We start from the raw sequence: 23,780 nt of genomic DNA on the forward strand, positions 1-23,780 counted from the left end.
CAGAACGCAAAGCTTCCGGGGTCACCGCTGACCCCGGAAAGCGCTTTTTACTGCCATTGCCACCGCAGGCTACCCCCTAGAATGGGGGCCATGAAGATCTACACCAAGACGGGGGATGCGGGGGAGACCGGCCTCTACGGGGCCGAGCGGGTGGTGAAGGCCCACCCCCGGGTGGAGGCCTACGGCACCGTGGACGAGGCCAACTCCGCCATCGGCTTGGCCCGGAGCCTTCTGCCCAAGGAGCACCTGGACCTCCAGGACCTCCTGGAGCGCATCCAAAACGCCCTCTTTGACCTGGGGGCTGACCTGGCCACCCGCATGGGTAGCCCCTACGAGAAGAACATCGCCCGCATGGACGCCGAGGACGTGGAGGGCTTGGAACGGGCCATTGACCGCTACATGGAGGAAAGCCCCCCTTTTAGGGGCTTCGTCCTGCCCGGGGGACACCCGGCGGCGGCGGCCTTGCACCTGGCCCGCACCGTGGTGCGCCGGGCGGAGCGGAAGGTGGTGGCCCTAAGCCGGGAAGAACCCGTGAACCCCGAGGCCATCCGCTACCTGAACCGGCTTTCCGACCTCCTCTTCGTCCTAGCCCGGGTGGTAAACGCCCGCCAAGGCGTGCGGGAGGAGGAGTGGCTGGTGAAGAAACGCCGCTAGGGCCAGGGCTTGCCGTAGACCCGCACCTCGGACCCGGGAAAGGCGGTTTCCAAAAGCTCTTTTAGAAACACCGCCGCCGAGGGCAAAAGCCCCCCGCAGGGGCCCTCCATGTAAAGGAAGAGGTAACGCGGCCTTCTGGGGGACTGGGAGAAGCCCAGGCACCCCTCGTACTCGGGGAAGTACTCATAAAAGAGCTCCAAGAGGTCCCGCACCAGGTCCCTGGCCTCGGGCAGGGCCTCGATGGAGCTTTGCGGCTTGACCCAGAAGGTCATGGCCTTCATCAGGACCATTATGGGCCTTGACGGGTCTCCGAGGTATGATATCATTTAGCTATATGATTGAAGTCGCTCGCCTTTCCAAGGCCTACGGCCAGCGCTTGGCGGTGGCGGACCTCTCCTTCCGGGTGGCCCCTGGGGAGGTGTACGCCCTCTTGGGCCCCAACGGGGCGGGCAAGACCACCACCTTGCGCATCCTCTCCACCCTGGTCCGCCCCACGGGGGGAAGCGCCCAGGTGGCGGGCTTTGACGTGGTGCGGGATCCCCTGGAGGTGCGCCGCCGCCTGGGCCTGGTGAACGGGGGGATGCGGGTCTACGACCGCCTCACGGGGCGGGAGGTCTTGGCCTTCTTCGCGGGCTTCTACGGCCTGGAAGGGCGGGCCTTCCAGGAGGCCTTGGACTGGGTGGTGGGGCTTTTGGGGATGGAGGAAACCCTAGACCGACGGGTCATGGAGATGTCCAGCGGCATGCGCCAGAAGGTGGTCATCGCCCGGGCCATCCTCCACCGCCCGCCGGTTCTCCTCCTGGACGAGGCCACCGCGGGGCTGGACGTCTTTGCCCGGCGGGCGCTTTTGGACTTCGTGAAGGCCTACCGGGACCTGGGCCAGACCATCGTCTACTCCACCCACGTGATGAGCGAGGCGGAGGAGGTGGCGGACCGGGTGGGTTTTCTGCACAAGGGAAGGCTGGTGTACCAAGGAAGCCTGACCGAAGCCCGGGCCCTGGGCAACGGAAGCCTGGAGCGGGCCTTTGTGCGGGTGGTAAAGGAGGTGGCATGAAAAGGGTCTACCGGGTCTTCTGGAAGGAGCTGGTGCAGGTTTTCCGCGACCGCAAGCTGGTCTTCTCCACCCTGGTCCTGCCTGTCCTCCTGATGCCCGTCTTCATGTTTGGGCCCAGCCTGGTCCTGAACAGGCTCGTGCAAGGGGCCCAGGAAAAGCAGCAGGAGGTGGCGGTCCTTGGGCTTTCAGAAGAGGCCCTCTCCGCCCTACAGGCGGCCAACCTTCTTCCGAAGCCCCACCCCGATCCGGAACAAGCGGTGCGCGCCGGGGAGTATCCGGTAGGGGTGCGGTGGGAGGGCGGGACCTACCAGGTGTACGGCCGTCTCTCGGGAGGGTTCACGGAGGGGCAGGTGGCGGTGGGCAAGGTGCAAGGCGCCCTCCAGGCCCTGAAGGAGGCCAAGGTGGCGGCGGAGCTCGCCCGGCGGGGGGTGTCCCAGGAGGTGCTCCACCCCTTCCGGGTGGAGGTGGTGGACGCCTCCCCCGAGCGGGAAAAAGCAGGGGGTCTCTTGGGTTTCCTCCTTCCCTTCTTCCTGGTGGTCTTCGTCCTCTCCGGGGGGCAGGTGGTGGCGGTGGACGCCACCGCTGGGGAAAAGGAGAAGGGCACCCTCGAGGCCCTCCTCATGGCCCCGGTGCCCCTCCTGCACCTGGCCCTGGGCAAGACCCTGGCCACGGTGGCCATGGCCCTCCTTTCCGGGGTCTCGGGCCTTTTGGGGCTTGCCCTGGGCGGGGCCCTGGCCGCCCGCTTGAGCGGGGGCCTCCTCACGGAAACCGGCCAGACCTTGGAGCTGGGGGGCCGGATCGTCCTGGACGGGGGAAGCTTCCTGGCCCTCTTCCTCTCGGCCTTCCTGTTGGCCCTTTTCATGGGGGCGGTGATGGTGAGCCTGGGGCTTTACGCCCGGAGCTTCAAGGAAGCCCAAAGCTACATGGCCCCCTTACAGCTTGTGGCCCTTCTGCCCCTCCTCTTCCTCCAGTTCCGGGGCTTCTTTGAGCCTCAGGCTTGGCACCACCTGGTGCCCCTTTTCAACGTGGCCCTCCTCATGGACGCCCTCCTGAAGGGGAGCGCCACCCCCTTGCAGGCGGGCCTCACCTGGGGCTCCAGCCTGGTCTACGCCATGGCGGCCCTCCTCTATGCCGTGCGGGTCTTTGCCCGGGAAGAGGTGGTCTTCAGAAACTAAGGAGGCAGTATGCGCGAGGTAAAGGAACTAAAAGCATGGAAGACAAGCGGCTTCGTGGCCTTTTTGGGCCTGCTGGCGACCCTCACCTGGCTGGGCTGGGCGGGCTACCATCTGGTGCAGGAGAGGTCCTTGGCCTACCTTTGACACCTGATCCCTGCCCTTTTGGCCTCGGGGCTTCTGGCGGCGGGGCTTTTCACCGTGCAGCCCAACGAGGCCGTGGCCCTCACTTTTCTGGGGCGGTACGTGGGGAGCGTGCGGGAGGAGGGGTTCCACTTCGCCAACCCCTTGGCCCAGCGGAAGCGGGTCTCCCTTAGGGTTCACAACTTCACCTCCGACAGGCTCAAGGTGAACGACGCCCAGGGCAACCCCATCGAGATCGCCGCGGTGGTGGTCTGGCGGGTGGTGGACACCGCCAAGGCCCTCTTCCAGGTGGAGAACTACCAGAGCTTCGTGGCCATCCAGTCGGAGGCGGCCCTGAGGGCCCTGGCAAGCCGCCACCCCTACGACGCCGAGGGCAAGTCCTTAAGGGGTAGCCCCGAGGAGATCGCCGAGGAGCTGAAGGCCGAGGTGGAGGAGCGGCTCAAGGTGGCGGGGGTGGAGGTTCTGGAAGCCCGGATCACCCACCTGGCCTACGCCCCTGAGGTGGCCCAGGCCATGCTCCGCCGCCAGCAGGCCCTGGCGGTGGTGGCCGCCCGGAGGCTTATCGTGGAGGCGGCGGTGGGGATGGTGAAGGGGGCTTTGGCGGGCCTCGAGGCCCAGGGCATCGCCCTGGACGAGGAGCGCCGGGCGGCCATGGTGAATAACCTCATGGTGGCCTTGGTGGCCGAGGCCCAGGCCCAGCCGGTGGTGAACGTGGGCACCCTGTACGCCTGATGGGGGTGGGGTGAAGGAGGAGAAGAAGCGCTTCCTCTTGCGGCTGGACCCGAGGCTCTACCGGGTCTTGGAGAAGTGGGCCCAGGACGAGCTGAGGAGCGTGAACGCCCAGATAGAGTACCTCCTGAAGGAAGCGGCCAAGCGGGCGGGGAGGTGGAAGGATGAGGCTACTTCCGAAGAGGGACGGGAACCCTAGGCGGCTCTTCCTTCGGCTATTCGTCCTCTTGGTGCTGGCCACCCTTGGGGTGGCCGTCGCCCTGGCCCTGGAGAAACCGGAAAGCCTTCCCCTCCTTCTAGGCCTCCTCCTGCTGGAACTTCCCCTTGTGGGGGCGCTTCTCCACGGGTTGGCCAGCCTTCCCCAAAGGTTTTTCTACGAGCTGAGGGGCCCCGTGCTCACCCTCCACCTGCCCTTCGGCCGCCGCGTGGTCCACCGCGCGGAGGTGAAGGAGGTGAGGCCCCTGGCCTACGCCCTTCCCCGGTGGGTCTACCGCCACAAGGGGGAAACCTCCATGCCCGGCTACCACCACAGGTACCTTCGCCTCGAGGGCCTTCCCGTGGAGGCCTTCGTGGGGGCCAGACGGGGGGAAGGGGTGCTTTTGGTGTTGAAGGAGGGGAGGGGCCTCCTCCTGAACCCGGAGGACCCCAAGCCCCTTCTCTCTTGGAAGGAGGAAGCGTGAGCGCCCTTTACTGGACTTTCGGCCTCTCGTGGGGGATTTACCTGCTCTTCCACCTCCTGGGCGGGCGCTGGAACCCTTCCCCCGGGGAGGCGAACCTCCAGACCGCCTTTTTTCTCACGGCCTTCGGCTTCCTCTACATGTGGATCCCGGGCCTCGTGGCCCTCCTCTTCGCCCGCAAGGAAGGGGTGCGCATCCCCCTTTCCTTGAGGCCCAACCGCTACTGGCTCCTTGCCTGGCTTTTCCCCGTGGCCCTCACCCTCCTCTCCATCCCCTTGAGCCTCCCCTTCGCCCCCTGGCGGGGCTTCGCCGCCCTTTATGAGGGGATACCCCCAGAGGAACTGGCCTTGCTCCCGCAGGGCCTCCTACCCCTCATCCTCCTCCTCACGGGCCTCCTGGCGGGGGCCACGGTGAACCTGGTGGCCGCCCTGGGAGAGGAGCTCATGTGGCGGGGGTACCTCTGGGAGCGGCTTCGGGAGCGGGGCTTTTGGCCCGCCAGCCTGGAGATCGGCTTTTACTGGGGCCTCTGGCACGCCCCCCTGGTCCTCTCTGGCCACAACTACCCCAACGCCCCCCTCTTGGGCGTCCCCGCCATGATCCTCTTCACCCTCCTCCTCACCCCGGCCCTCCTTTACGTGCGGGAAAGGGGTGGCTCGGTGCTGGCCGCAGCCCTCCTCCACGGAACCCTGAACGCCCTCGCGGGCCTCTCCCTCCTCCTGGTGGCGCGCACCCACGACCTCCTGGTGGGGGTGGTGGGGCTTCCTGGGCTTTTCCTCCTTTCCCTCTTTAACCTCTGGCTTAGGAGGCGGGTATAGTCAAGGGGATGCGGTTTCTGGTGCTTTCGGGGCTTTCCGGGGCGGGCAAGACCACGGCCAAGGGCTTCCTGGAGGACCTGGGCTACTTCATGGTGGACAACCTCCCCCCAGGCCTCTGGAAGCCCCTTTGGGCGGAGCTGGAGGGGCGGGGGGTGGAGCGGGCCGGGGTGGTGCTGGACGCCCGGGCCCTGGCCTTCTTCGGCGATTTGGAAAGGGCCCTGGAGGAACTGAAGCCCACGGTGGTGTACCTCGAGGCCCGCCCCGAGGTCCTCCTGCGCCGCTACAACCTCACCCGCCGCCTCCACCCCTTGGGGGCGGGGAACCTCATGCGGGAGATCGGGGAGGAGCGCCGCATCCTGGGACCCCTAAGGGCCCGGGCCCACCTCATCCTGGACACCTCGGAGCTCTCCCCAAGGGCCTTGAAGGAGGCCCTGGTGCGCTTTTTAGGGGAGGAAGCGGGCTTTTTGCTGCGCCTCATCTCCTTTGGCTTCAAGTGGGGCCCGCCCCAGGAGGCGGACCTAGTCCTGGACGTGCGCCCCCTGCCCAACCCCCACTACGACCCCGGCCTGAAGCCCAAGACCGGTCTGGACCCCGAGGTGAAGGCCTACGTGTTCCGGGAGGAGGTGGAACCCTACTACCGGGCCCTCCTGGCGGTGGTGGGTCTGGCGGCGGAGGGGGCCAAGAGGGAGGGCCGGGCCTTCTACACCGCGGCCGTGGGGTGCACCGGGGGAAGGCACCGGAGCGTGGCCGTGGCGGAGCGGCTCGCGGAGGAGCTCGCAAGCCGCTACCGGGTGGAGGTGAACCACCGGGATGTGGAAAAGGAGGCCTAAGCCCGAGGCGCTTTACCGGACAGCCCAAGGGCTTGCCCGGCGCTTTCCCCCGCTTCGCTGGCTCTACCCGGGGATGCGGGTGAAGCGCTACGCCGCCTTGGCCGTGCTGGGGACCTTGCTCCTGGCCTATGGCCTTTCCCGCTTCCTTCCGCCCCCACCCCCAACGCCCTGGGCCTGGGTCTGGATCCTCCTCGGGCTTCTCCTCCTGGTGGGGGGGATAAGGAGCATGAACCGGAGCATGCTCTCCGCCTTCACCGAACCGGAGGAGGTTCCCGAAAAGGTCTACGTGCGCCGGAGGTTGGAGCGGGGTCCCAAGGTGGTGGCCTTTGGCGGTGGGACCGGGCTTTCCCGGGTTCTGCGGGGCCTGAAGGAGCACACGGCCAACACCACCGCCATCGTGGCGGTGACGGACGATGGGGGCTCCACGGGCCGCCTCCGCCTGGCCTTTGGCCTGCCGGCGGTGGGGGACCTGGTGGACTGCCTGGCGGCGCTCTCCGACCATGCGGCCTTGCCCAAGCTCCTTCACCACCGCTTCCAGGAGGGGGAGTTCAAGGGCCACACCTTCGGCAACCTGTTCCTCCTGACCCTGAACCAGGAGGCCAAGGACTTCGCCCAGGCCATCCTCGAGGCCAACGCCATCCTGCAGCTACGGGGCCAGGTCTTCCCCGCCACCCCCGAGGCGGTGCGGCTTAGGGCCCGCTTTCGCGACGGCACGGAGGTGGTGGGGGAGGTGGCCATCCGGGAGAAAAGGGGACAAATCCGGGAGGTCTTCCTGGAACCCGAACCCCATGGGGTTATGGAGGAGGCCCTCGAGGCCATCCGCCGGGCGGACCTCCTGGTGCTGGGGCCGGGAAGCCTCTACACCAGCGTCATCCCCAGCTTCCTGCCCAAAGCCCTGAGGGAGGCCATCGCCAAGGCCAAGGCCCCCCTGGTCTACGCGGTGAACCTCATGACCGAGCCCGGGGAGACCGACGGCTACACCGCCTACGACCACTACAAGGCCATCGCCTACCACCTGGGCCGGAGGCCCGGGGTGGTCCTGGTGCACACCGCCTCCATCCCCGAGGAGGTCCAAGGGCGCTATGCGGCGGAAGGACGATTCCCCGTGGCCTTTGACCCCAGGCCCTTCGCCGCGGACGGGGTGCGGGTGATCGCCGGGGATTTCCGGGAGGAAGGCCCCTTGGCCCAGCACGACCCGGAAAAGGTGGTGCGGGCCCTCCTCTCCTTGGTATAAAGGTGGGCATGCTCTTTCTCTTCCAAGACCCCCTGGGGGACGACAAGGGCCTGGCCTACCTCTATCCCCAGGCGGCCCTTTACCGGGAGGCAGGGGAGGGCTATGCCGACCTCCTGGCCCTGGCGGGGGAGGCGCGGGAGGGCCGCTTGGTCTTGAAGGTGCGGCTGGCCCGTTACCCGAACCCCCTCGAGGGGCCCTTAGGCTTCAGCCTGGCCACGGTGGTCCTGTGGCTGGACACGGGGGAAGGGGGGGAGGAGGCCCTGCTTCCCGGGCTTGCCACCCCTCGCGGCCAGGGCTGGGAGGCGGCCTATGTCCTCACGGGGTTTGGCGGGGAGAAAAGGACCCCCTCCGGGGAGAGGGTGCCCGTCAGGGTGTGGCGGGAGGGGGAGTGGGTGGTCCTGGACACCGGGATTCCCCCAGGACCCTACGGCCACTACGGGGCCGTGGGCCTCTTTGACCCCTTCGCCCCTTGGTACCTGCGCCCCACAAGCCCCGAGGGCGGCCCCTGGACCCTGGGGGCCCCCCCGGGAAGCCCCCCAGCGGTGGACCTCCTGGCGGAAGACCCCATGGGCCAGGTGCGGGCCTACCAGGAAGGGGTGTTGCCGCCCCTGAAGCGCCCCGGCCCCACCCTCCGGCGGGAAAGCCTTCTGGCCTTCGCCCTGGGCGGGGTTTCCCTCCTCCTGGCCTTCCTCCTGCGCAAGGCTTAGAGGGGGCGCAGGTCCTCCAAAAGAAGCCAGCCCACCTCCTGGGGAAGCCCCCGAAGCATCCCCTGGAGGATGGGGGCCAGGCGCTCCGCCAGGGGCTTTAGGGCCTCCGGGGGCTCCTCGGTCAGGAGCAAAAGGGTGACCTGGTAAAAGCGCTGGGTGTGGGTGGGGGTGCCGTCCTGGAAGAAGGGGGTGGGGGGCGGCACCTCGTCCAGGAGGAGCCTCACCCCCTCCACCTCCTCGGGCAGGAGGGCCTTGGGGTCCAGGGGAAGCCCCTTGGGGTGCCAAAGGTAGCCCTGGTAGAGGCGCACCGCCCCCATGGGGCTAGTCTAGGACGTCCCGCACCTCTTCGCCGTAGCGGTAGACCCTCGGAAGCCTCCGGGAGAGGTGCACCGCCACCTCGTAGGGGATGGTCCCCCGGGCCTCGGCCCAGGCCAGGAGCCCCGTGGGGCCGAAGTCGGGGGAGGCCACCTCAAAGACCGCCTCCAGGGGTACGGGCCCAGGGGCGAGGACCGTGGTCTGGTCCATGGAGATGCGGCCCGCCACCGGGCAAAGCCTCCCCCCCGGGCCCTTCACGAAGCGCACCGCCCCCCGGGGGAGGCCGTCCGCGTAGCCCACGGGCAGGGTCAGGAGCCACTCCCCCCCCTGGGCCAGGTACTCCCCGCCATACCCCACCCGGTCGCCCGCCTTGAGCCTCTTCACCAGGGTGGGCCGGGCGAGAAGCCGGAGGATGGGCTTTAGGCCAAAGCCGGGGATGAGGCCATAAAGGGCCAGGCCCACCCGCACGTTCTCCCCCCCGTGAAGGAGGAGGCCATGGGAGTTCTCCAGGTGGTAGAAGTAGCCCTCCCCTAGGGCCTCGCGCACCCTTTGAAAGCGGCCCCTTTGCACCTCCACGAAGGCGGCCTCCTCCCCGGCGGTGGCCAGGTGGGTGTAGACCCCCTCCACCCTTACCCCCATGGCCTCCACCGCCCGCAGGGCCTCCCTGGCCTCCTCCCAGGGGAAGCCCACCCGGTTCATCCCCGTGTCCACCTTGAGGTGGGCCCGGGGGGTTAGGCCCAGGGCCCGGGCCCTCTCGGCCAGGGCCCTGGCCCCCTCGAGGGTGGAGAGGCTTGGCACCAGGTCCCACCTCAAGGCCTCCTCCGCCTCGAGGGGGTGGAGGCTTCCCAAGAGGAGGACCTCCCCCTCCACCCCGCCTCGCCGCAGGGCCCTCCCCTCCCCCACCGTGGCCACCGCCACCCGCCTAGCCCCCCGGGAGAAGAGGAAGCGGGCCAGGGGCAGGGCCCCATGCCCATAGGCCTCGGCCTTGAGGACGGGGATCACCTCTCCTTTGGCCTGGGCTTGGAGGAAGAGCCAGTTGGCCTCGAGGGCCCCAAGGTCCACCTCAATCCAGGCCCGGGCCTCCAGGTTGGCTGCCGCGTGACCCACGCTAGTCCTCCAAAAGCCCCACAAAGCGGTGGGGGTCCGGGTCCAATCTAAACCTCCGCCGGTCCAGGTGGGCAAGAAGCTCCCCAAGCCGCTCCGTGCTCCCCTTTAGGAGGAGGTGGAAGACGTACTGCCCCTTCACCCGGGGTACCGGGGCGGGGGCCGGTCCCAGCACCTCCCCCTCCCGGGCCACACCCTTCAGGGCAGAAAGGAGGCCATAGGCCTCCTCGAGGGCCCGTTCCTCCTTGCGGTGGGCCACCTCCAGCTTCACCATCCGCACCTTGGGAGGGTAGTCCAGGGCTTCCCGCAGGGCCTTTTCCCTCCAGGGGAAGGCCTCCACGCTTCCCTCCAAAAGCGCCTGGTGGGCCGGGTGGTCAGGGGTGTAGGTCTGGAGGACCAGAAGGGGCCTCCGCCCCGGCCTCAGCTCGGTGAGGGCCCAAAGCAGGCGGTGGTACCGCTCGGCGGCGCGGAAATCGGAATCGTAGAGGAAACCGTCCGCATAGGGCAGAAGGACCAGGGCCAGGTCGGGGAGAACCGGGCCCCGCAGAAGGGCGGTGGTGCCCACCACCACCCCGGGTTCCCCCGCCAGGAGGGGCCTCAGGTCGTCCTTTCCCTCCTTGGAGTAGCGGTACACGGGCAGGGAAAGGCGCCCCTTAAGCTCCTCCCGCAACCATTCCAGCCCCGGCCCCTTGGGCTCGAGGAGGGGGGAGCCGCAGCTCGGGCACAGGACCGGGGGAGGCTCCCGGTGGCCACACTGGTGGCAGACCAGCTCCCCTCTTCCCCCCTTGTGGTAGCGCAAGGGAAGGGCGCAGTTGGGGCAGGTGGGCTTGTAACCGCAGTCGGCGCAGAGGAGGAGGGCGCTGTAGCCCAGGCGGGGGGAAAGGACCAAGGCCTGCCGCCCCTTCTCCTCCACCTGCTTAAGAAGCGCCCAGGCCCTGCCCGCAAGGGGATACCCCTTCTCCCGCCTAAGGTCCACCAGGAGAACCCTGGGCTTGGGCACGGGAAAGGCCAGGCCCGGCTTTTCCAAGACCTCCACCGCGGGCACCAGGGAAAGGTAGGTGAGGGGCACCCCCAGAAGCCTTGCCCTGAGCTCCGCCAGGGGAGGCACAAAGGCCCGGGTCCCCGAGGGAAGCTTGTAGCTTTCGCTTCCCTCCTCCACCACCACCAGGGAATCCGGGGTGAAGGGGAGGAGGAGCCCGCCATAGGTGGCGAAAACCAAGCCCTCAGCCCGCCGGAAAAGGGCCTCCCGCGCCTCCCGAGGGAGGCCCCCGTGGTAGGGCTTAGCCTGGGGAAAGTGGCGAAGGAAGCGTTCCAAAAGGCTGACCTCGGGAAAGAGCACCAGGTGGTTTCCCTGGGCCACCAAGCCCGCCAGAAGGCGCATCCGCTCCAAAAGCCTTCCCCCGTTCAGCCTCTCGGGCCTTTCGGGAAGGAAAAGGGGCTCCAGGGGCTCCCCCGGATGGGAAACCTCCCGGGGGGGCCCGTAGCCGATATACCCCTCGGCCAGTAGCCGCTTCACCCGGCTCACCCCCACCCCGGCGGCCCGGGCCAAGGCCGCCAGGCTCTCCGCCTGGCCCAAGGAGCGGAGCACCTGCAAGACCCCATCCAGGGCCGGCTCGGGATGGCGTTCCCTCAAGGGGAGAAGCACCCGCCTCCCCTCCTTGAAGGCCACCTCCTCCTGCAAAACCCCAGCCTCCCGCAGATGGTCCAGCAGCCTGGGGTCAAAGCCCTTGGCCTCCTGCCAGGCGACCAGGGCCTCCAACCCCTTGGGCAGGAGGGCCGGGTCCGCCCCCGGGTAGAGGCGCACCCTGTGCTTTAGCTCGGGGAAGGGGGGCAGGAAGTCGGCCAGCACCTGGCCCAAGGGGGCAAAGAGGTGGCGGGCCGCTTCCTCCAGGAAAAGGATCTCCTCCGGGCGCAAATAGGGCCTCGAGTCCAGATAGGCGATGGCGTGGCGCAGGGCATGGGAGGGCCTTCCCCCCTCCCCCACCACCACCCCCACCCGCACCTCCCCCCGCCAGGGCACCGCCACCCGCCTCCCCAGGGCCTCCTCCCCCCCTATTCCCTCCTGGCCCAGGGGGGGCAGGTAGGTCATGGGGGGGAGGGGCAGGGGCAGGGCCACCTGAAGAGGGCGCATGCTGCCCCTAGGATAAGGGGGATGCGGTGGGCGGTGGTGCTCTCCGGGGTAGCCCTCTACAGCGCCCTCTATGCGGCGGTACCCCTGTTGCCCCTTCTGGAAAGGCTCTTCGCCGCTCCCCCGGGGGCGGCAGGGCCGGGCATGGGCCTGCCCCTCTTGCTCCTGGTCCTCCTTTCCCCTTGGGTGCCCCGCCTGGGCCTGCCCGCGGGCACCCTCCTGGGCGGGGGTCTGCTCCTGGTGGGCCTGGGTGGGGTGCTGGGGGCCTTAAGCCCCAGCCTTTTCCTCTGGACCCTGGGCCGCCTCCTCCAGGGAGTGGGGGCCTCCTTGGTGCCCAGCTTGACCATCGCCCTCATCCCCATCCTCTTCCCCCAGAAGGCCTGGGAGATGGCCGGGGTGTACATGGCGGGGAACGTCCTGGGCGGCGGCATGGGCCGGGTGCTGGCGGGGCTTTCCGCGGAAGCCCTCGGGGTAAGGGGGGCCCTTTTGCTGCTCTCCCTGCCCGCCCTTCTCCTGGGCCTCCTCCTCCTCCGGGTGCCTGCGGGCCTTCCCGCCTTGGGTAAGCCGCGCTACGACCTTTCCGCCTTCCCCCTCTACCTGGTGGGCTTCATCCTTCTCTTCCTGAACCTTTTCCTGGCCAACCTCCTCCCCTACCGCCTCCTGGAGCTGGGCTTCCGCCCGGGCGAGGTGGGGCTTGTGTACCTGGCCTACCTGTTCGGCATCCCAGGAAGCGCCCTCTCGGGCCTCCTGGCCCGGAGGCTAGGGGCGGTGGCCACCTTCCGCCTGGCCTTCGGCCTGATCCTCGTGGCCCTGGGAGGCCTCCTCCTACCCCCTCCAGGCCTGGTGCTGGGGTTCGTGCTCCTGATGGCCGCCCTCTTCACCGCCCAAAGCCTGGCCTCGGGAGCCGCCGGCCGAAGGGGTGCGGGGGTAAGCGGCGCCTACGTGGCCGCCTTCTACCTGGGGGGCACCCTGGCGGGGCTTCTTTACCCCTTCTTCCTCCACGGCTTTCCCCTGGCGGTGGCGGTGGGCATGGCCCTGGGCCTCGTGGCCCTCCTCCTGGCCCCCGTGAGGTAAACGGACCCCGAGCCCTCACCCGGTACCATAACCCCATGGAGCTCCACGCCGCAGACCAGTACCTGGTGGCCCCCGCGGAGGCCGGGCTTCTGGAGGTCTACGAAAAGCTTTCCGGCACGGGGCTTTTCCCCCCTTTTCCCCCGGTGGAACTCCCGGGGGGCGTGGGGGGCTGGTGGCCCGGGGGGGGTTCGCCCAGACCTTCTTCTTCCCCGCGGATATCCTGGGCCTGGCCTACAAAACCCCCAGGGGGAGGGTGGTGCGGGCCGGGGGGGTGGTGGTGAAGAACGTGCAGGGCTACGACCTGGTGCGGCCCTTTGTAGGAAGCTTTGGGCTTTTGGGCGAGGCCCTCGAGGTGGTCTTCCGCCTGCGGCCGGGGCAGGCCTCGGCCTTTTTGAAAAGGCCCTTCGCCGGGGAGTTTCCCGAGCTTACCCCCACCCCCCGCTTCCTCTTCGCCCTTTTGGAGGAGGGCCGTTGGTGGCTTTACGCCTTCCACTTCGGCCAGGAAAAGGAGGTGGCCCGCTTCCAAGAGGCCTTCCGCGGGGAAGAGGCGGGGCCAATGGACCTCCGCCCCCTCTTCCCCCACGGGATGGGGGTGGGGGAAGGTCCCCTGAAGGACCTCCGCTTTTCTTGGGCGGATGGGGGCGGGGCCCCGGAAGCCCCAGCGGCCTTCCGGAAGCTGGCCCAGGCGCTTTAGGCACCCCGGCCCCCACAGAGACCCAAGCCTTAGGCACCGCCCTCCCCGCGCCGGGTACAGGGCGCGGTATTCTCTAAAGGATGCGGGAGATCGCACAAGAAGCCCTAGCCGCCATCCGCGAAGCCCAGGACCTCGAGGCCCTAAAGGCCCTCAAGGCCCGCTACCTGGGCAAAAAGGGCCTCCTCACCCAGGAGATGAAGGCCCTTGCCCACCTCCCCCTGGAGGAAAGGAGGGCCAAGGGCCAGGCCCTAAACGCCCTAAAGGAGGCCATTGAAAAGGCCTTGGAGGAGCGGGAGAGGGCCCTGGTGGAAGAGGAGCTGCGAAGGGCCCTGGAGGGGGAACGGCAGGATGTCTCCCTGCCTGGGGTGGAGGTTTTCCCCGGGGGGCTTCACCCCATCACCCTCATGGAGCGGGAGCTGGTGGAAATCTTTCGCTCCCTGGGCTACCAGGCGGTGGAAGGCCCCGAGGTGGAAAGCGAGTTCTTCAACTTTGACGCCCTGAACATCCCGGAACACCACCCGGCGCGGGACATGTGGGACACCTTCTGGCTGGAGGGGGAAGGGCACAGCCTCCCCGGCCCCTTGGGGGAGGAGGTGCGGGGAAGGCTTCTTCTGCGCACCCACACCTCCCCCATGCAGGTGCGCTACATGGTGGCCCACACCCCCCCCTTCCGCATCGTGGTGCCGGGGCGGGTCTTCCGCTTTGAGCAGACGGACGCCACCCACGAGGCGGTCTTCCACCAGCTGGAGGGCCTGGTGGTGGGGGAAGGGATCACCATGGCCCACCTGAAGGGGGCCATCTACGAGCTGGCCCAGGCCCTCTATGGCCCCGAGTCCCGGGTGCGCTTCCAGCCCGTCTACTTCCCCTTCGTGGAGCCAGGGGCCCAGTTCGCCATCTGGTGGCCGGAGGGCAAGAAGTGGCTGGAGCTGGGAGGGGCCGGGATGGTCCACCCCAAGGTCTTCCAAGCGGTGGACGAGTACCGAAAATCCCTGGGCCTTCCCCCCGCGTACCAGGGGGTCACGGGCTTCGCCTTTGGGCTCGGAATAGAGCGCCTGGCCATGCTTCGCTACGGCATCCCCGACATTCGCTACTTCTTCGGGGGAAGGCTTAAGTTTTTGGAGCAGTTCCGGGGGATTTTATGAGGGTGCCTTTCACCTGGCTCAAAAGCTTCGTGCCTGAGCTGGAAAGCCCCCAGGTGCTGGAGGAGCGCCTGGCGGGCTTGGGCTTTGAAACCGACCGCATGGAAAGGGTCTTCCAGATCCCCGGGGGCGTGGTCTTCGCCCGGGTCCTCGAGGCCCATCCCATCCCCGGCACCAGCCTCAAGCGCCTGGTCCTGGATGCGGGGAAGGTGGTGGAGGTGGTCTCGGGGGCGGGAAACGCCCGGGCGGGCCTCGGGGTGGCCCTAGCCCTCCCCGGCACGGAGGTGAACGGGCTTAGGATCGCGGAAAGGACCATCCAGGGGGTGGTCTCCCACGGGATGGCCCTCTCCCCCAAGGAGCTCGGGGTGGGGGAGTACGGCGGCGGGCTTTTGGAGTTCCCCTCCGAGGCCCTCCCCCCCGGCACCCCCTTGGCCGAGGCCTGGCCGGAGGAGGTGGTGCTGGACCTCGAGGTCACCCCCAACCGCCCGGATGCCCTGGGGATCCTGGGCTTGGCCCTTGACCTCCACGCCTTGGGCTACAGCCTCGTCCTGCCCGAGGAGCGGCTGGAAACGGAGAACGTGCCCATCCCCTTCGGCCTCCGGGTGGAAGACCCCAAGGGGGCGCCCCACTTCACCCTTGCCTACGCCTTCGGCCTCCGGGTGGGGCCAAGCCCCATCTGGCTCCAGCGGATCCTCTTCGCCTCGGGGATGCGGCCCATCAGCAACGTGGTGGACATCACCAACCACGTGATGCTGGAACGGGCCCAGCCCATGCACGCCTTTGACCTGCGCTTCATCGGGGAGGGCATCCAGGTGCGCCGGGCCCGGCCCGGGGAGAGGCTTATCACCCTGGACGGGGTGGAAAGGGAGCTCCATCCGGAGGACCTGGTGATCGCCGGCCACCTAGGGGAAAGGAGCTTTCCCCTGGGCCTTGCCGGGGTCATGGGGGGTGCGGAAAGCGAGGTGCGGGAGGACACCCAGGCCATCGCCCTCGAGGTGGCCCAGTTTGACCCCGTTTCCATCCGCAAGACCGCCCGGCGGCATGGCCTGCGCACCGAGGCCAGCTACCGCTTTGAGCGGGGGGTGGACCCCATGGGCCAGGTGCCCGCGGCGCGGCGGGCCCTAAGCCTCCTCCAGGCCCTGGCGGGGGCCCGGGTGGCGGAGAGGATCCTGGAGGAGGGAACCCCCAAGGCGCCGAGGCCCATCCCCTTCCGCCCCCAGTACGCCAACCGGCTCCTCGGCACCCAGTACCCGGAGGAGGCGCAGCTTTCCCTGCTCAGGCGCCTGGGCTGTCAGGTGGAGGGGGAGGGCCCTTACCGGGTCACGCCCCCAAGCCGCCGCCTGGACCTGGAGCTGGAAGAGGACCTGGTGGAGGAGATCGCCCGCCTTCAGGGCTACGAGAGCATTCCCCTGGACCTTCCCGCCTTCTTCCCCGCCCCCGACAACCGGGGGGTGGAAAGGCCCTACCAAAGGGAACGCCGCCTGCGGGACCTCCTGGCGGGCCTGGGCTTCCAGGAGGTTTACACCTACAGCTTCATGGACCCGGAGGAGGCCGCCCTCTTCCGCCTGCCCCCGCCCCCCTGGCGCCTGCAAAACCCCTTGAGCCCGGAGAAGGCCGCCCTGAGGACCCACCTCTTCCCCGGCCTCCTCAAGCTCCTTCGGGAAAACCTGGCCCTGGACCGCCCGGAAAGGGCCCTTCTCTTTGAGGTGGGCAAGGTTTTCGGAAAAGAGGGAGCGTGGGTGAGGGAGGAAACCCACCTGGCGGGCCTCCTCTTCGGGAAGGGCCTGGGTCTTCCCCATGGGGAGAGGCTTTCCGGCTACCCCCTCCTCAAGGGGCTTCTGGAGGCCTTTTTGAACCGGCTGGGCCTGGATTTGCGGGTGGAGGCCCACCCCTACCCCTTCCTCCACCCCGGGGTCTCAGGGAGGGTGTGGGTGGCCGGGGAGGAAAAGGGATTCCTGGGCCAGGTACACCCCGAGATCCTCAAGGCCCTGGGGCTTCCCCCGGTCTTCCTCTTTGAGCTCCTCCTCCCCCTTCCCGAAGAGCCCTTCCGCTTCCAGGACCCCTCCCGCTACCCCCTGGCCTTCCGGGACCTGGCGGTGGTGGTCCCCGAGGCCACGCCCTACGGGGAGGTGGAAGCCCTTCTTCGCCAGGCGGCGGGACCCTATCTGGAAAGCCTTCAGCTCTTTGACCTTTACCAGGGCCCGCCCCTCAGGGAGGGGGAGAAGAGCCTGGCCTTCCACCTGCGCTTCCGCCACCCCGAGCGCACCCTGAAGGACGAGGAGGTGGAGGAGGCCATGGCCCGCCTCCTGGCCGCCTTGAGGGCCCGGGGCTGGGACATCCGGGGCTAGGGGGTAAACTGAAGCCATGCTCACCTGGGTGGACCTCCTGGCCCTCCTCAGCCTGGCCGTGGGCCTGGCCTGGGGCTACCGCAGCGGCCTCCAGGGGGCCTTTGCCGGGCTTGGGGTGGCGCTCTACCTCCTCCTGGCCCAGGCGGGGCTTGCCGGCCCCTGGTGGGGCCTGGGCCTGGGGCTTCTCCTGGGGGTTCTGGCCAAAAGCCTTCCCCTTCCCCCCCTTTCCCAGGGCCTCGAGGCGCTGCTGGGCTCCCTGGGGGGGTTCTTTTTGGGCCTATTCCTGGCCCTGGCCCTCTGGACCGGATACCCCTGGGAAAGGACCCCCGCGGGGACCCTCCGCTACCCCTCCCTAAGCCTTCCCACGCCCGTCTACGAGGGGGTCAGCCAAAGCCCCTTTGCCCGGGAGGCCTTCCGCCTGGCCTGGACCCTCCCCTGGCTCAGGCGCGCCCTGGGCCTAGGCCAGCCGTAAGGCCACTCCCCTAGAGGGCCAGGACCCGCGACAGGGCCAAGAGGGCGCGGCGGATGTCCTTCTTGCGCTCCACCGCCTCCTTGAGGGGGGTAAGCTCCACGTCTCCCTCCACCTCCCCCACCATGACCCCGCTCGTCCCCCCAGCCAGGGCCTCCACCGCCGCCGCCCCAGGCGGCTCGCCAGGATGCGGTCCTTGGCGGTGGGGCTCCCTCCCCGCTGGATGTGGCCCAGGACCGTGACCCGGGCCTCCACGGGCACGTGCTCCCGTATGGCGGCAAGAAGACCCGCCGCCCCCCCAGGGTAGGCCCCTTCCGCCACCACCACGATGGAGCTGGTCTTGCCCCGGCGCAGGGATTCCACAAGCCCCTCCGCGATGGCCCTGGGGTCCACGGGCTCCTCGGGCACGGCGATCACCTCAGCCCCCCCGGCGAGCCCCACGTCCAAGGCGATGAACCCCGAGTCCCGCCCCATGACCTCAATGAAGAAGACCCGCTCGTGGCTGGCGGCGGTATCCCGGATCCGGTCTATGGCCTCCAGGGCCGTGTTCACCGCGGTGTCAAAGCCGATGGTGTAATCGGTGCCGTAGAGGTCGTTGTCGATGGTGCCGGGCACCCCCACCACGGGAACCTTGTGCTCCTCCGATAGGCGCATGGCCCCGCGAAAGGTCCCATCCCCCCCGATGGCCACCAAGCCCTCGATCCCCGCCGCCCTCAGCCTCTCCGCCGCCTTGGCCCTCCCCTCCTCCGTCAGGAACTCCTGGCTCCTTGCGGTGAGGAGGACCGTCCCCCCGCGCTGGAGGATGTTGGCCACATCCCGCACCCCCAAGGGCACCATCTCCCCCTGGATCATGCCGGCGTAGCCTCGGCGGATGCCGATCACCTCGAGGCCCAGGGCATAGGCCTGGCGCACCACCGCCCTGATGGCCGCGTTCATCCCGGGAGCATCGCCACCGGAAGTAAAGACCCCTATGCGTTTCATTCCTCCTCCCCAGGCTCCTGCTCCAGGGCCAAGCGGTAGGCCTCGTTCCTGGGGACCCCCCTCGCCAGGAGGGCCCGGAACAGCGCCTTGCCCGCAAGGCCTTGGGCTTTCAGCTCCTGCAAGACCCCTTGGGGCTCCACAGGCTCCCTCTCCTTGGGCCCCAACACCAGAACGAACTCGCCCCTTGGGTTTTGAAAGCGCCTCCAGGCCTCCTCCAGGGTGCCCCGGAAGATCTCCTCGTGCACCTTGCTGATCTCCCGGGCCACGGCCACGGGATGCTGTGGCCCGTAGACCGCCTTTAGGTCCTCCAGGGTCCTCCGCAGGCGATGGGGGCTCTCGTAGAGCACCGCCGTCCTCCCTTCCCGGGCTAAAGCCCAAAGCCGCTCCTGGCGCTCCCTTCCCCCTTGGGCAAAAACCCCTCAAAGGTGAAGCGGTGGGTGGGGAGGCCCGAGGCCACCAGGGCGGGGATGAGGGCCGTGGGGCCTGGAAGGGCTTCCACCCGCCAGCCCCATTCTAACGCCCGCCGCACCAGCTCCGCCCCGGGATCGGAGATCCCCGGGGTGCCGGCGTCGGTGGCGTAGGCCACGTAAGCGTAAGGGGAAAGGAGTTCCTTGGCCCTTCCCACCGTGTGCTGGTCCAGGCGCAGGGTGGGGGTAGGGATACCGTAGTGGCGGAGGAGAAGCCCGGTGCGCCGGGTGTCCTCACAGGCCACCACCTCCGCCTCCCTCAGGACCCTTAGGGCCCTTAGGGTGATGTCCTCCAGGTGGCCAATGGGGGTGGGGACCAGGACCAGGCGCACCTTAAAGGAGGATGGGCCTTAGGAGCTCCTGGACCTCGCGGAAGGTGAACTGGTACACCGAGCCCGAGGGCAGGGTGAACTCCAAAAGGTCCGGGCTTCCCGGGAAAAGGATGCGGCGGAGGGCCATGGGGCCCTGGTCGGTTTCCACATGGACCGTCACGTAGTCGGGCTCCAGGTTGGGCTCGTCCTCCGCTTCCTTAGGAGGTTCCTCCCCTACCCCCTCCTCCAAGCGGCGAAGGGCCTCCAGGAGGTCGGCCTTAAGGGCCCGCACCTCCTCCTCCAAGGCCCCCTCGTAAAAGACCAGAACCGCCTCCTCCCCTTCCCCATAGGCCCTGAGCCCCCATAGGGCCTCCTTCTCCCCCTCGGGGAAGCCTCCAAAAGCTCCAAGGTGCCGTCGGCAAGCAGGCGCAAGGCCGCCCCGCAGGCCTCGCAGTCCACGAGGTCCCCCGCCTCGTACCCCTCCAGCTCTAGGGTTTCCCCACACACCGGGCAGACCATAAATCCCCTCCAACCCCATTGTAATCCGCACAAAAAGGGCCGGCCCTTCGGCCCGGCCCCACCCGGTACTGGCCTCAACGGGCCCCGTAGCGGGCGATGCAGGCCCTTACCTCCTCCAGGGCCGCCTGCCGGTCCCGCCAACCCGTCACCTTCACCCACTTGCCCTTTTTGGCCTCGAGGGCCTTGTAGGTTTCAAAGAAGTGCTGGATCTCCTGCTTAACCCCCTCAGGCACGTCGGCGATGTCCCGAATATGGTCCAGGCGCTGGTCCTCCGCCACCACCCCGATGACCTTGGCGTCCCCGCCCTTCTCGTCCTCCATGAGGAGAAGGCCCACCACCCGCACCTCCACCACCACCCCCGGCAAAAGGGGGTAGGTGGAGAGAACCAGGCCATCCAGGGGATCCCCGTCCTCGGCCAGGGTGGAGGGAATGAACCCGTAGTCCCCGGGATAGAACTGGGCTCCCGGCAGAACCCGGTCCAGCTTGATCACCCCAAGGTCGGGATCGTACTCGTACTTGTTGCCCGAACCCCGGGGCACCTCGATGACCATGTGCACCACCTCGGGAGCGCCCTTACCCACGGGAAGGCTCTTCAGGTTCGCCATAGCCCCCCCATTATACGGGGTATAGGAGGACCTCCGGAAAATCGGTGACCAGGGCATCCACCCCCCAGGCGGCCAGCGCCTGGGCTTGGGGGCGGTGGTTCACCGTCCAAACCAGCACCCGGTAGCGGGCCTTGAGCGCCCTGACCCTCTCCTCCGTGAGCAAGGAGGCCTCGGGATGCACCCATTCCACCCCCAGGCAGGGGGCCAGGGCCTCCGCCTCCTCTTGGTCATAAAGAAGGCCCAGGGGGCCAACCCCAAGCCGCCTAAGCCGCACCAGGGCCAAGGGGTCAAAGGAGCTCACCCAAATCCTTGGCGAAGGGTAACGGGCCAGGAGCCGGGCCAAGGCCTCCTCGCGGCCATCGGTCTCAGGAGGGAGGCTTTTCAGCTCCACGTTGATCCAAGCCCCGGGGGAAGGCCCGAAACACCTCCTCGAGGGTGGGCACATACGCGGGAAGCTCCCGAGCGCTGAGCCCGCTTAAAGGGATTCCTCCCAGGGTGAAGTCGTGGTGCACCACCAAGACCCCGTCCCGGGTTAGGTGCACGTCCAGCTCAAAGCCATCCAGCCCGCCTCCAGGGCCCGGCGAAAGGCCTCCAGGGTGTTCTCCACATGGGCGGGGGACCCGGCCCCGTGGGCGGGGGGCACCCCGGTGTCCCAAACGCAAGGGCACGAGGGGAAGTATACAATGGGGCCATGGGCAAGTATGAGGCGGCGTTTTCCCGCCTGGGCGAGGAGGCCTTGGCCAAGCTGGAGGGACCGGGTGGCCTTCTGGCGGTCACCCAAACCCACCTGGTCTTCGTGGACGAGGCCGGGATAAGGCGCCTGGAGCTGGCCAGGATCCGCCGGGTGGGCAAAGGAGAGGCCGGCACCCTTCTGGTGCAGGGGGAGGGGATTCCCTGTCCCTCCCCCTGAAGGCCTTCCCCTTGGAGGAGCTCAAGGCCTTTTTTGGAGGAGCTGAAACCCCACGTGGCCCGGGCCCGCAAGGCCACCTCGGCCCGAGCCCCGTCCCCAGGGCTCCCCTGACCCAGGAGGTGGCTCCCCCACCGCCCCCGAGCCCCCCAAGGCCCCGGTGTGGGAAGAGGAACCCCCCGCCAAGCGGGATTCGGTAGAACTGGCCCGGAGCCGGAACCCCCTTCCCCAGCCCCCACGCCCAAGGCCCCGGAGGGAGGAACCCTTTGGCCTCCCCCTTAAGGCTCCTCTCCCTCCTCACCCTGGGCTACACCGTGGCCTTCGTGGCCCTGAACCCGGGAGGGGACCCTTGGGTGCTGGCGGGCGTCCTCCTGGGGGGGCTGGGCCTGGCCTTGACGGAGTGGGCCGCTTCCACCTTCTCTACCTCCTCGCGGTAGCCCTCCTCGGCCTCTTTAAACCTTTGGCCCAAGCTGGCCCCAAGACCCCAACCGGTGGCGGGTGGAAACCCTGGCGGAGGCCGCTTCCAACCCCGGCCCGGGAGCCGGTGAGCCTGAACCAGGCGAGCCTCGAGGAGCTCATGGCCCTTCCGGCATCGGCCCCGCCCTGGCCCAGAGGATCGTGGAGGGAAGGCCTACGCCCGGGTGGAGGACCTCCTAAGGGTCAAGGGCATCGGGCCGGCCACCCTGGAGCGGCTTAGGCCTTACGTGCGGCCCTAGATGAGGCCCCCAGGACCCCCTCCCCTACGGAGCCCCGGCCTCGGGCTAGGGCTTGGGGGGTTGCTGGGGGCCTGTGGCCTACTCCACCCCGGGGCTTTCTCGTGGCCCTGGCCCTCCTCTCCTTCGCCTCCCCTGGCCCTGGGGGTAACCCTGGTGGCCCTGAGGGGGCTCCTCCTCCCTATCCCCGAGCCCCCTACGGGTTGCGCCTGGAGGGAACCTTCCCGGTGCAAGGGGGGGTTTACCCGCTGGGAGGGCCACCGGCTTTGGGTCAGGCACTTCCCGCCCTGGAGGACGGGGTTTACCGCTTGAAGGGGTACCTGGGCCTCCCGAGGCCAAGCGGAACCCGGGCGGGTTTGACGGCAGGGCCTGGCTCTTGGCCCAGGGGGTGAAGGGGGGTGTTTCACGTGGAACGGGCGGAGCCCCTGGCTCCCTTTCCGATCCAAGAAGGCACCTCCGACAGCGGCTGGCCCAGGGCCTAAGCCCCCCGCCAAGGAGGTGATGGAGGGCCTTACCCTGGGGGAGAAGGAGGGCCTCGAGGCGGCCTACCCCTGGTTTCAAAGGGCGGCCTGGCCCATCTCCTGGCCTCCTCCGGCCTCCACGTGGGCTTCCTGGTGGGCAGCCTGGTCCTCCTCCTCACCCCCTTGGGCCGGTGGCGGTACCTTTTGGCCTTTCTGGCCTGCCCCTTTACCTGTGGCTGGCGGGCCCGCCCCTCCCTGGTACGGGCCAGCCTGATGGCCGGCCTTTCCCTCCTGGGCCTCTTCCTGGGCCTGGGGCCGCGCCGGGGCTCCAGGCCCTGGCCTCGCCCTTTTCCTCCAGCTTCTCTGGCTTCCCCAAAGCCTCCTCAGCCTTTCCCTCCAGCTTTCCTATCTGGCGGTGCTGGGCATCGCCCTGGTCCTCTCCCCCCTTCCCTTGCCCCGAACCCCCAAGGGTACCTTGTCGGCACCCTCCTGTCCAGCCTAGGGGCCCAAGTCCTCCTGGCTCCCCTCCTCCTCCACCGCTTCGGCTTCCTTCCCCTCCTCTCCCCCTTCAGCAACCTCCTGGCCCTACCCCTGGTGGCCCTCCTGGTACCCCTCGGGGTCCTGAAGCTCCTCCTGGGGGCCTCCTCGCCCCCCTGGTGGAGCCCCTGGCCCAGCCCTTCTCCTCCTGGCCCGGCTTGCCGGGCAAGGCCCCCTGTTGCGCTGGGGGGAGATCAGCCCCGCCGGCTTTGCCCTCTATTACCTGGGCCTTTTCCCCTGTTCCTGGCCCTCTTCCGCCTTCTGCCCGGGCGGAGGGCCCTCCTCCTCACGAGCCTCCCCCTTCTCCTCAGCCTCCTTTCCTCCTGGCCCAAACCCCTGGACCTTTGGGCCCTGGACGTGGGCCAGGGGACGCCCTGCTGGCCGCCTTGGGCGGGGCCGAGGTCCTGGTGGATGGGGGGAGGCGGGAGCAAGGGAAGGGGTGGTGCGGGCCTGAGGGCCTGGGGGTAGGGGCCCTCGAGGTCCTGGTGGCCACCCATCCCGACGCCGACCACTACGGGGGCCTCCTACAGGTGGTGGAGGAGGTCCCCATCGGCCTCGCCCTCCTCTCCCCCGCCTTTCCCCAAGACCACCCCCTGGTCCAGGCCCTGGAGGAGCGGGGGGTACCCCTCCTCTTCCCCCATCAAGGGAAGCCGCTTCCGGGTGGGGAAGGGAAGCCTGGAGGTCCTCTGGCCCCCTCACCAGCAGGCCACCCATGACCTGAGCGGCCTGGTCCTCCTCCTGGACTTCACCGCCCCAAGGCCCTCCTCCTGGCGGACGTGCCCCAGGAGGTGGAAGGACAGCTGGCCCCGCCGAAGGTGGAGGTGGTGAAGGTGAGCCCCACGGCTCGCGCACGGGCACGGAGGAGGGCCTCCTGGAACGCATCCAGCCCCGGGTGGCCCTGATCGGAGTGGGCCGGAACCCCTACGGCCACCCCCACCCCGAGGTCCTGGAGCGCCTGGCCGCCGCGGGAAAGGGTCTACCGCACCGAGCAA

Annotated in this window: 21 protein-coding genes and 9 pseudogenes; 21 read left to right on the forward strand and 9 right to left on the reverse strand. The window is 68.7% G+C overall.

Going from position 1 to position 23,780, the window contains the following annotated elements; translation table 11 throughout:
• Positions 1-90: 90 nt before the first annotated feature.
• The gene (locus BS74_RS10955) at positions 91-654 is read left to right on the forward strand and encodes a cob(I)yrinic acid a,c-diamide adenosyltransferase (protein ID WP_038058673.1); all 564 of its coding nucleotides are present in this window, start codon (positions 91-93) and stop codon (positions 652-654) included.
• Here BS74_RS10955 and BS74_RS10960 read toward each other — a convergent pair.
• Complete coding sequence (locus tag BS74_RS10960) at positions 651-935, reverse strand: hypothetical protein (RefSeq protein WP_038058675.1); 285 nt, start codon at positions 933-935, stop codon at positions 651-653. The genes BS74_RS10955 and BS74_RS10960 overlap by 4 nt on opposite strands.
• A 53-nt stretch (positions 936-988) precedes the next feature.
• Here BS74_RS10960 and BS74_RS10965 point away from each other — a divergent pair, with 53 nt between their 5' ends.
• The 9 genes and pseudogenes from BS74_RS10965 (at position 989) to BS74_RS11005 (ending at position 8,016) form a co-directional block, all read left to right on the forward strand.
• On the forward strand, positions 989-1,708 hold the full coding sequence (locus BS74_RS10965; protein ID WP_038058676.1) for an ATP-binding cassette domain-containing protein: 720 nt from the start codon (positions 989-991) through the stop codon (positions 1,706-1,708).
• Positions 1,705-2,883, forward strand: coding sequence for an ABC transporter permease (locus tag BS74_RS10970; RefSeq protein ID WP_038058677.1), 1,179 nt, complete (start codon positions 1,705-1,707; stop codon positions 2,881-2,883). Before BS74_RS10965 ends, BS74_RS10970 begins: the two co-directional genes overlap by 4 nt.
• Positions 2,884-2,892: 9 nt before the next feature.
• A pseudogene (locus tag BS74_RS10975) lies at positions 2,893-3,756 on the forward strand (SPFH domain-containing protein).
• 10 nt (positions 3,757-3,766) lie between these two features.
• Positions 3,767-3,952: a type II toxin-antitoxin system antitoxin gene (locus tag BS74_RS10980; protein ID WP_038058678.1), complete on the forward strand. Its 186-nt coding sequence runs from the start codon at positions 3,767-3,769 to the stop codon at positions 3,950-3,952.
• Positions 3,918-4,433 carry a hypothetical protein gene (locus tag BS74_RS10985; protein WP_038058679.1) on the forward strand — a complete coding sequence of 172 codons (516 nt, stop codon included), beginning with the start codon at positions 3,918-3,920 and terminating at the stop codon, positions 4,431-4,433. The genes BS74_RS10980 and BS74_RS10985 overlap by 35 nt, the downstream gene beginning before the upstream one ends.
• Positions 4,430-5,245 carry a CPBP family intramembrane glutamic endopeptidase gene (locus BS74_RS10990; protein ID WP_038058680.1) on the forward strand — a complete coding sequence of 272 codons (816 nt, stop codon included), beginning with the start codon at positions 4,430-4,432 and terminating at the stop codon, positions 5,243-5,245. The genes BS74_RS10985 and BS74_RS10990 overlap by 4 nt, the downstream gene beginning before the upstream one ends.
• A gap of 8 nt (positions 5,246-5,253) precedes the next feature.
• Positions 5,254-6,075, forward strand: a complete 822-nt coding sequence (rapZ, locus tag BS74_RS10995; protein ID WP_038058681.1) for an RNase adapter RapZ — start codon at positions 5,254-5,256, stop codon at positions 6,073-6,075.
• Positions 6,056-7,309 (forward strand): gluconeogenesis factor YvcK family protein, encoded by a 1,254-nt coding sequence (locus BS74_RS11000; RefSeq protein WP_038058683.1) that lies wholly within the window; start codon positions 6,056-6,058, stop codon positions 7,307-7,309. The genes rapZ and BS74_RS11000 overlap by 20 nt, the downstream gene beginning before the upstream one ends.
• 8 nt (positions 7,310-7,317) lie before the next feature.
• Positions 7,318-8,016 (forward strand): glucodextranase DOMON-like domain-containing protein, encoded by a 699-nt coding sequence (locus tag BS74_RS11005; protein WP_038058685.1) that lies wholly within the window; start codon positions 7,318-7,320, stop codon positions 8,014-8,016.
• On the opposite strand, the gene BS74_RS11010 is transcribed toward BS74_RS11005, so the two are convergent.
• From BS74_RS11010 to BS74_RS11020, 3 genes are read right to left on the reverse strand one after another with little or no spacing between them, the layout of a single operon-like run.
• Entirely contained in the window at positions 8,013-8,333 is a 321-nt protein-coding gene (locus tag BS74_RS11010) for a DUF3208 domain-containing protein (protein WP_038058686.1), read from the reverse strand. The two genes, BS74_RS11005 and BS74_RS11010, sit on opposite strands and share 4 nt — an antisense overlap.
• A gap of 4 nt (positions 8,334-8,337) precedes the next feature.
• Complete coding sequence (gene alr / locus BS74_RS11015) at positions 8,338-9,438, reverse strand: alanine racemase (RefSeq protein WP_038058687.1); 1,101 nt, start codon at positions 9,436-9,438, stop codon at positions 8,338-8,340.
• A 1-nt stretch (position 9,439) separates the two neighbouring features.
• The gene (locus BS74_RS11020; RefSeq protein WP_038058688.1) at positions 9,440-11,566 is read right to left on the reverse strand and encodes a primosomal protein N' family DNA-binding protein; all 2,127 of its coding nucleotides are present in this window, start codon (positions 11,564-11,566) and stop codon (positions 9,440-9,442) included.
• A gap of 21 nt (positions 11,567-11,587) precedes the next feature.
• Between BS74_RS11020 and BS74_RS11025 the strand changes: the two genes are divergently transcribed.
• The 5 genes and pseudogenes from BS74_RS11025 to BS74_RS11045 all read left to right on the forward strand — a co-directional run bounded on the left by BS74_RS11025 (position 11,588) and on the right by BS74_RS11045 (position 17,290).
• Entirely contained in the window at positions 11,588-12,637 is a 1,050-nt protein-coding gene (locus BS74_RS11025; protein WP_038058690.1) for an MFS transporter, read from the forward strand.
• A gap of 35 nt (positions 12,638-12,672) precedes the next feature.
• Positions 12,673-13,331 (forward strand): annotated as a pseudogene (locus tag BS74_RS11030) (DUF5639 domain-containing protein).
• A gap of 89 nt (positions 13,332-13,420) precedes the next feature.
• A complete protein-coding gene (gene pheS, locus BS74_RS11035; RefSeq protein WP_185747756.1) occupies positions 13,421-14,473 on the forward strand; it encodes a phenylalanine--tRNA ligase subunit alpha in 1,053 nt (350 codons plus the stop codon).
• The gene (gene pheT / locus BS74_RS11040) at positions 14,470-16,818 is read left to right on the forward strand and encodes a phenylalanine--tRNA ligase subunit beta (RefSeq protein ID WP_038058695.1); all 2,349 of its coding nucleotides are present in this window, start codon (positions 14,470-14,472) and stop codon (positions 16,816-16,818) included. The genes pheS and pheT overlap by 4 nt, the downstream gene beginning before the upstream one ends.
• A gap of 16 nt (positions 16,819-16,834) precedes the next feature.
• The gene (locus BS74_RS11045) at positions 16,835-17,290 is read left to right on the forward strand and encodes a hypothetical protein (RefSeq protein WP_038058696.1); all 456 of its coding nucleotides are present in this window, start codon (positions 16,835-16,837) and stop codon (positions 17,288-17,290) included.
• A gap of 10 nt (positions 17,291-17,300) precedes the next feature.
• On the opposite strand, the pseudogene pfkA reads toward BS74_RS11045, so the two are convergent.
• The 5 genes and pseudogenes from pfkA to BS74_RS11070 all read right to left on the reverse strand — a co-directional run bounded on the left by pfkA (position 17,301) and on the right by BS74_RS11070 (position 20,838).
• Positions 17,301-18,268 (reverse strand): annotated as a pseudogene (gene pfkA, locus BS74_RS11050) (6-phosphofructokinase).
• Positions 18,265-19,067 (reverse strand): annotated as a pseudogene (rsmI, locus tag BS74_RS11055) (16S rRNA (cytidine(1402)-2'-O)-methyltransferase). Before rsmI ends, pfkA begins: the two co-directional pseudogenes overlap by 4 nt.
• Before the next feature lies 1 nt (position 19,068).
• Positions 19,069-19,565, reverse strand: a pseudogene (locus tag BS74_RS11060) (TFIIB-type zinc ribbon-containing protein).
• A gap of 74 nt (positions 19,566-19,639) precedes the next feature.
• Positions 19,640-20,170, reverse strand: coding sequence for an inorganic diphosphatase (locus BS74_RS11065; RefSeq protein ID WP_038058698.1), 531 nt, complete (start codon positions 20,168-20,170; stop codon positions 19,640-19,642).
• A 10-nt stretch (positions 20,171-20,180) separates the two neighbouring features.
• A pseudogene (locus tag BS74_RS11070) lies at positions 20,181-20,838 on the reverse strand (glycerophosphodiester phosphodiesterase).
• A 23-nt stretch (positions 20,839-20,861) separates the two neighbouring features.
• On the opposite strand from BS74_RS11070, the gene BS74_RS12740 reads away from it, so the two are divergent.
• The 6 genes and pseudogenes from BS74_RS12740 to BS74_RS12760 all read left to right on the forward strand — a co-directional run bounded on the left by BS74_RS12740 (position 20,862) and on the right by BS74_RS12760 (position 23,504).
• The gene (locus tag BS74_RS12740) at positions 20,862-21,080 is read left to right on the forward strand and encodes a hypothetical protein (protein WP_245606125.1); all 219 of its coding nucleotides are present in this window, start codon (positions 20,862-20,864) and stop codon (positions 21,078-21,080) included.
• A 263-nt stretch (positions 21,081-21,343) separates the two neighbouring features.
• Complete coding sequence (locus BS74_RS12745) at positions 21,344-21,514, forward strand: hypothetical protein (protein ID WP_245606126.1); 171 nt, start codon at positions 21,344-21,346, stop codon at positions 21,512-21,514.
• Positions 21,515-22,404: 890 nt separating this feature from the next.
• Positions 22,405-22,500 (forward strand): annotated as a pseudogene (locus BS74_RS13065) (hypothetical protein); the annotation flags it as partial.
• Between the two features lie 148 nt (positions 22,501-22,648).
• Positions 22,649-22,753 (forward strand): annotated as a pseudogene (locus BS74_RS13070) (hypothetical protein); the annotation flags it as partial.
• A gap of 14 nt (positions 22,754-22,767) precedes the next feature.
• Positions 22,768-22,833, forward strand: a pseudogene (locus tag BS74_RS13075) (hypothetical protein); the annotation flags it as partial.
• A gap of 299 nt (positions 22,834-23,132) precedes the next feature.
• Positions 23,133-23,504, forward strand: a complete 372-nt coding sequence (locus tag BS74_RS12760) for an MBL fold metallo-hydrolase (RefSeq protein ID WP_245606150.1) — start codon at positions 23,133-23,135, stop codon at positions 23,502-23,504.
• Positions 23,505-23,780: the final 276 nt, after the last annotated feature.

This window comes from Thermus amyloliquefaciens, assembly GCF_000744885.1.
Lineage (GTDB): Bacteria > Deinococcota > Deinococci > Deinococcales > Thermaceae > Thermus > Thermus amyloliquefaciens.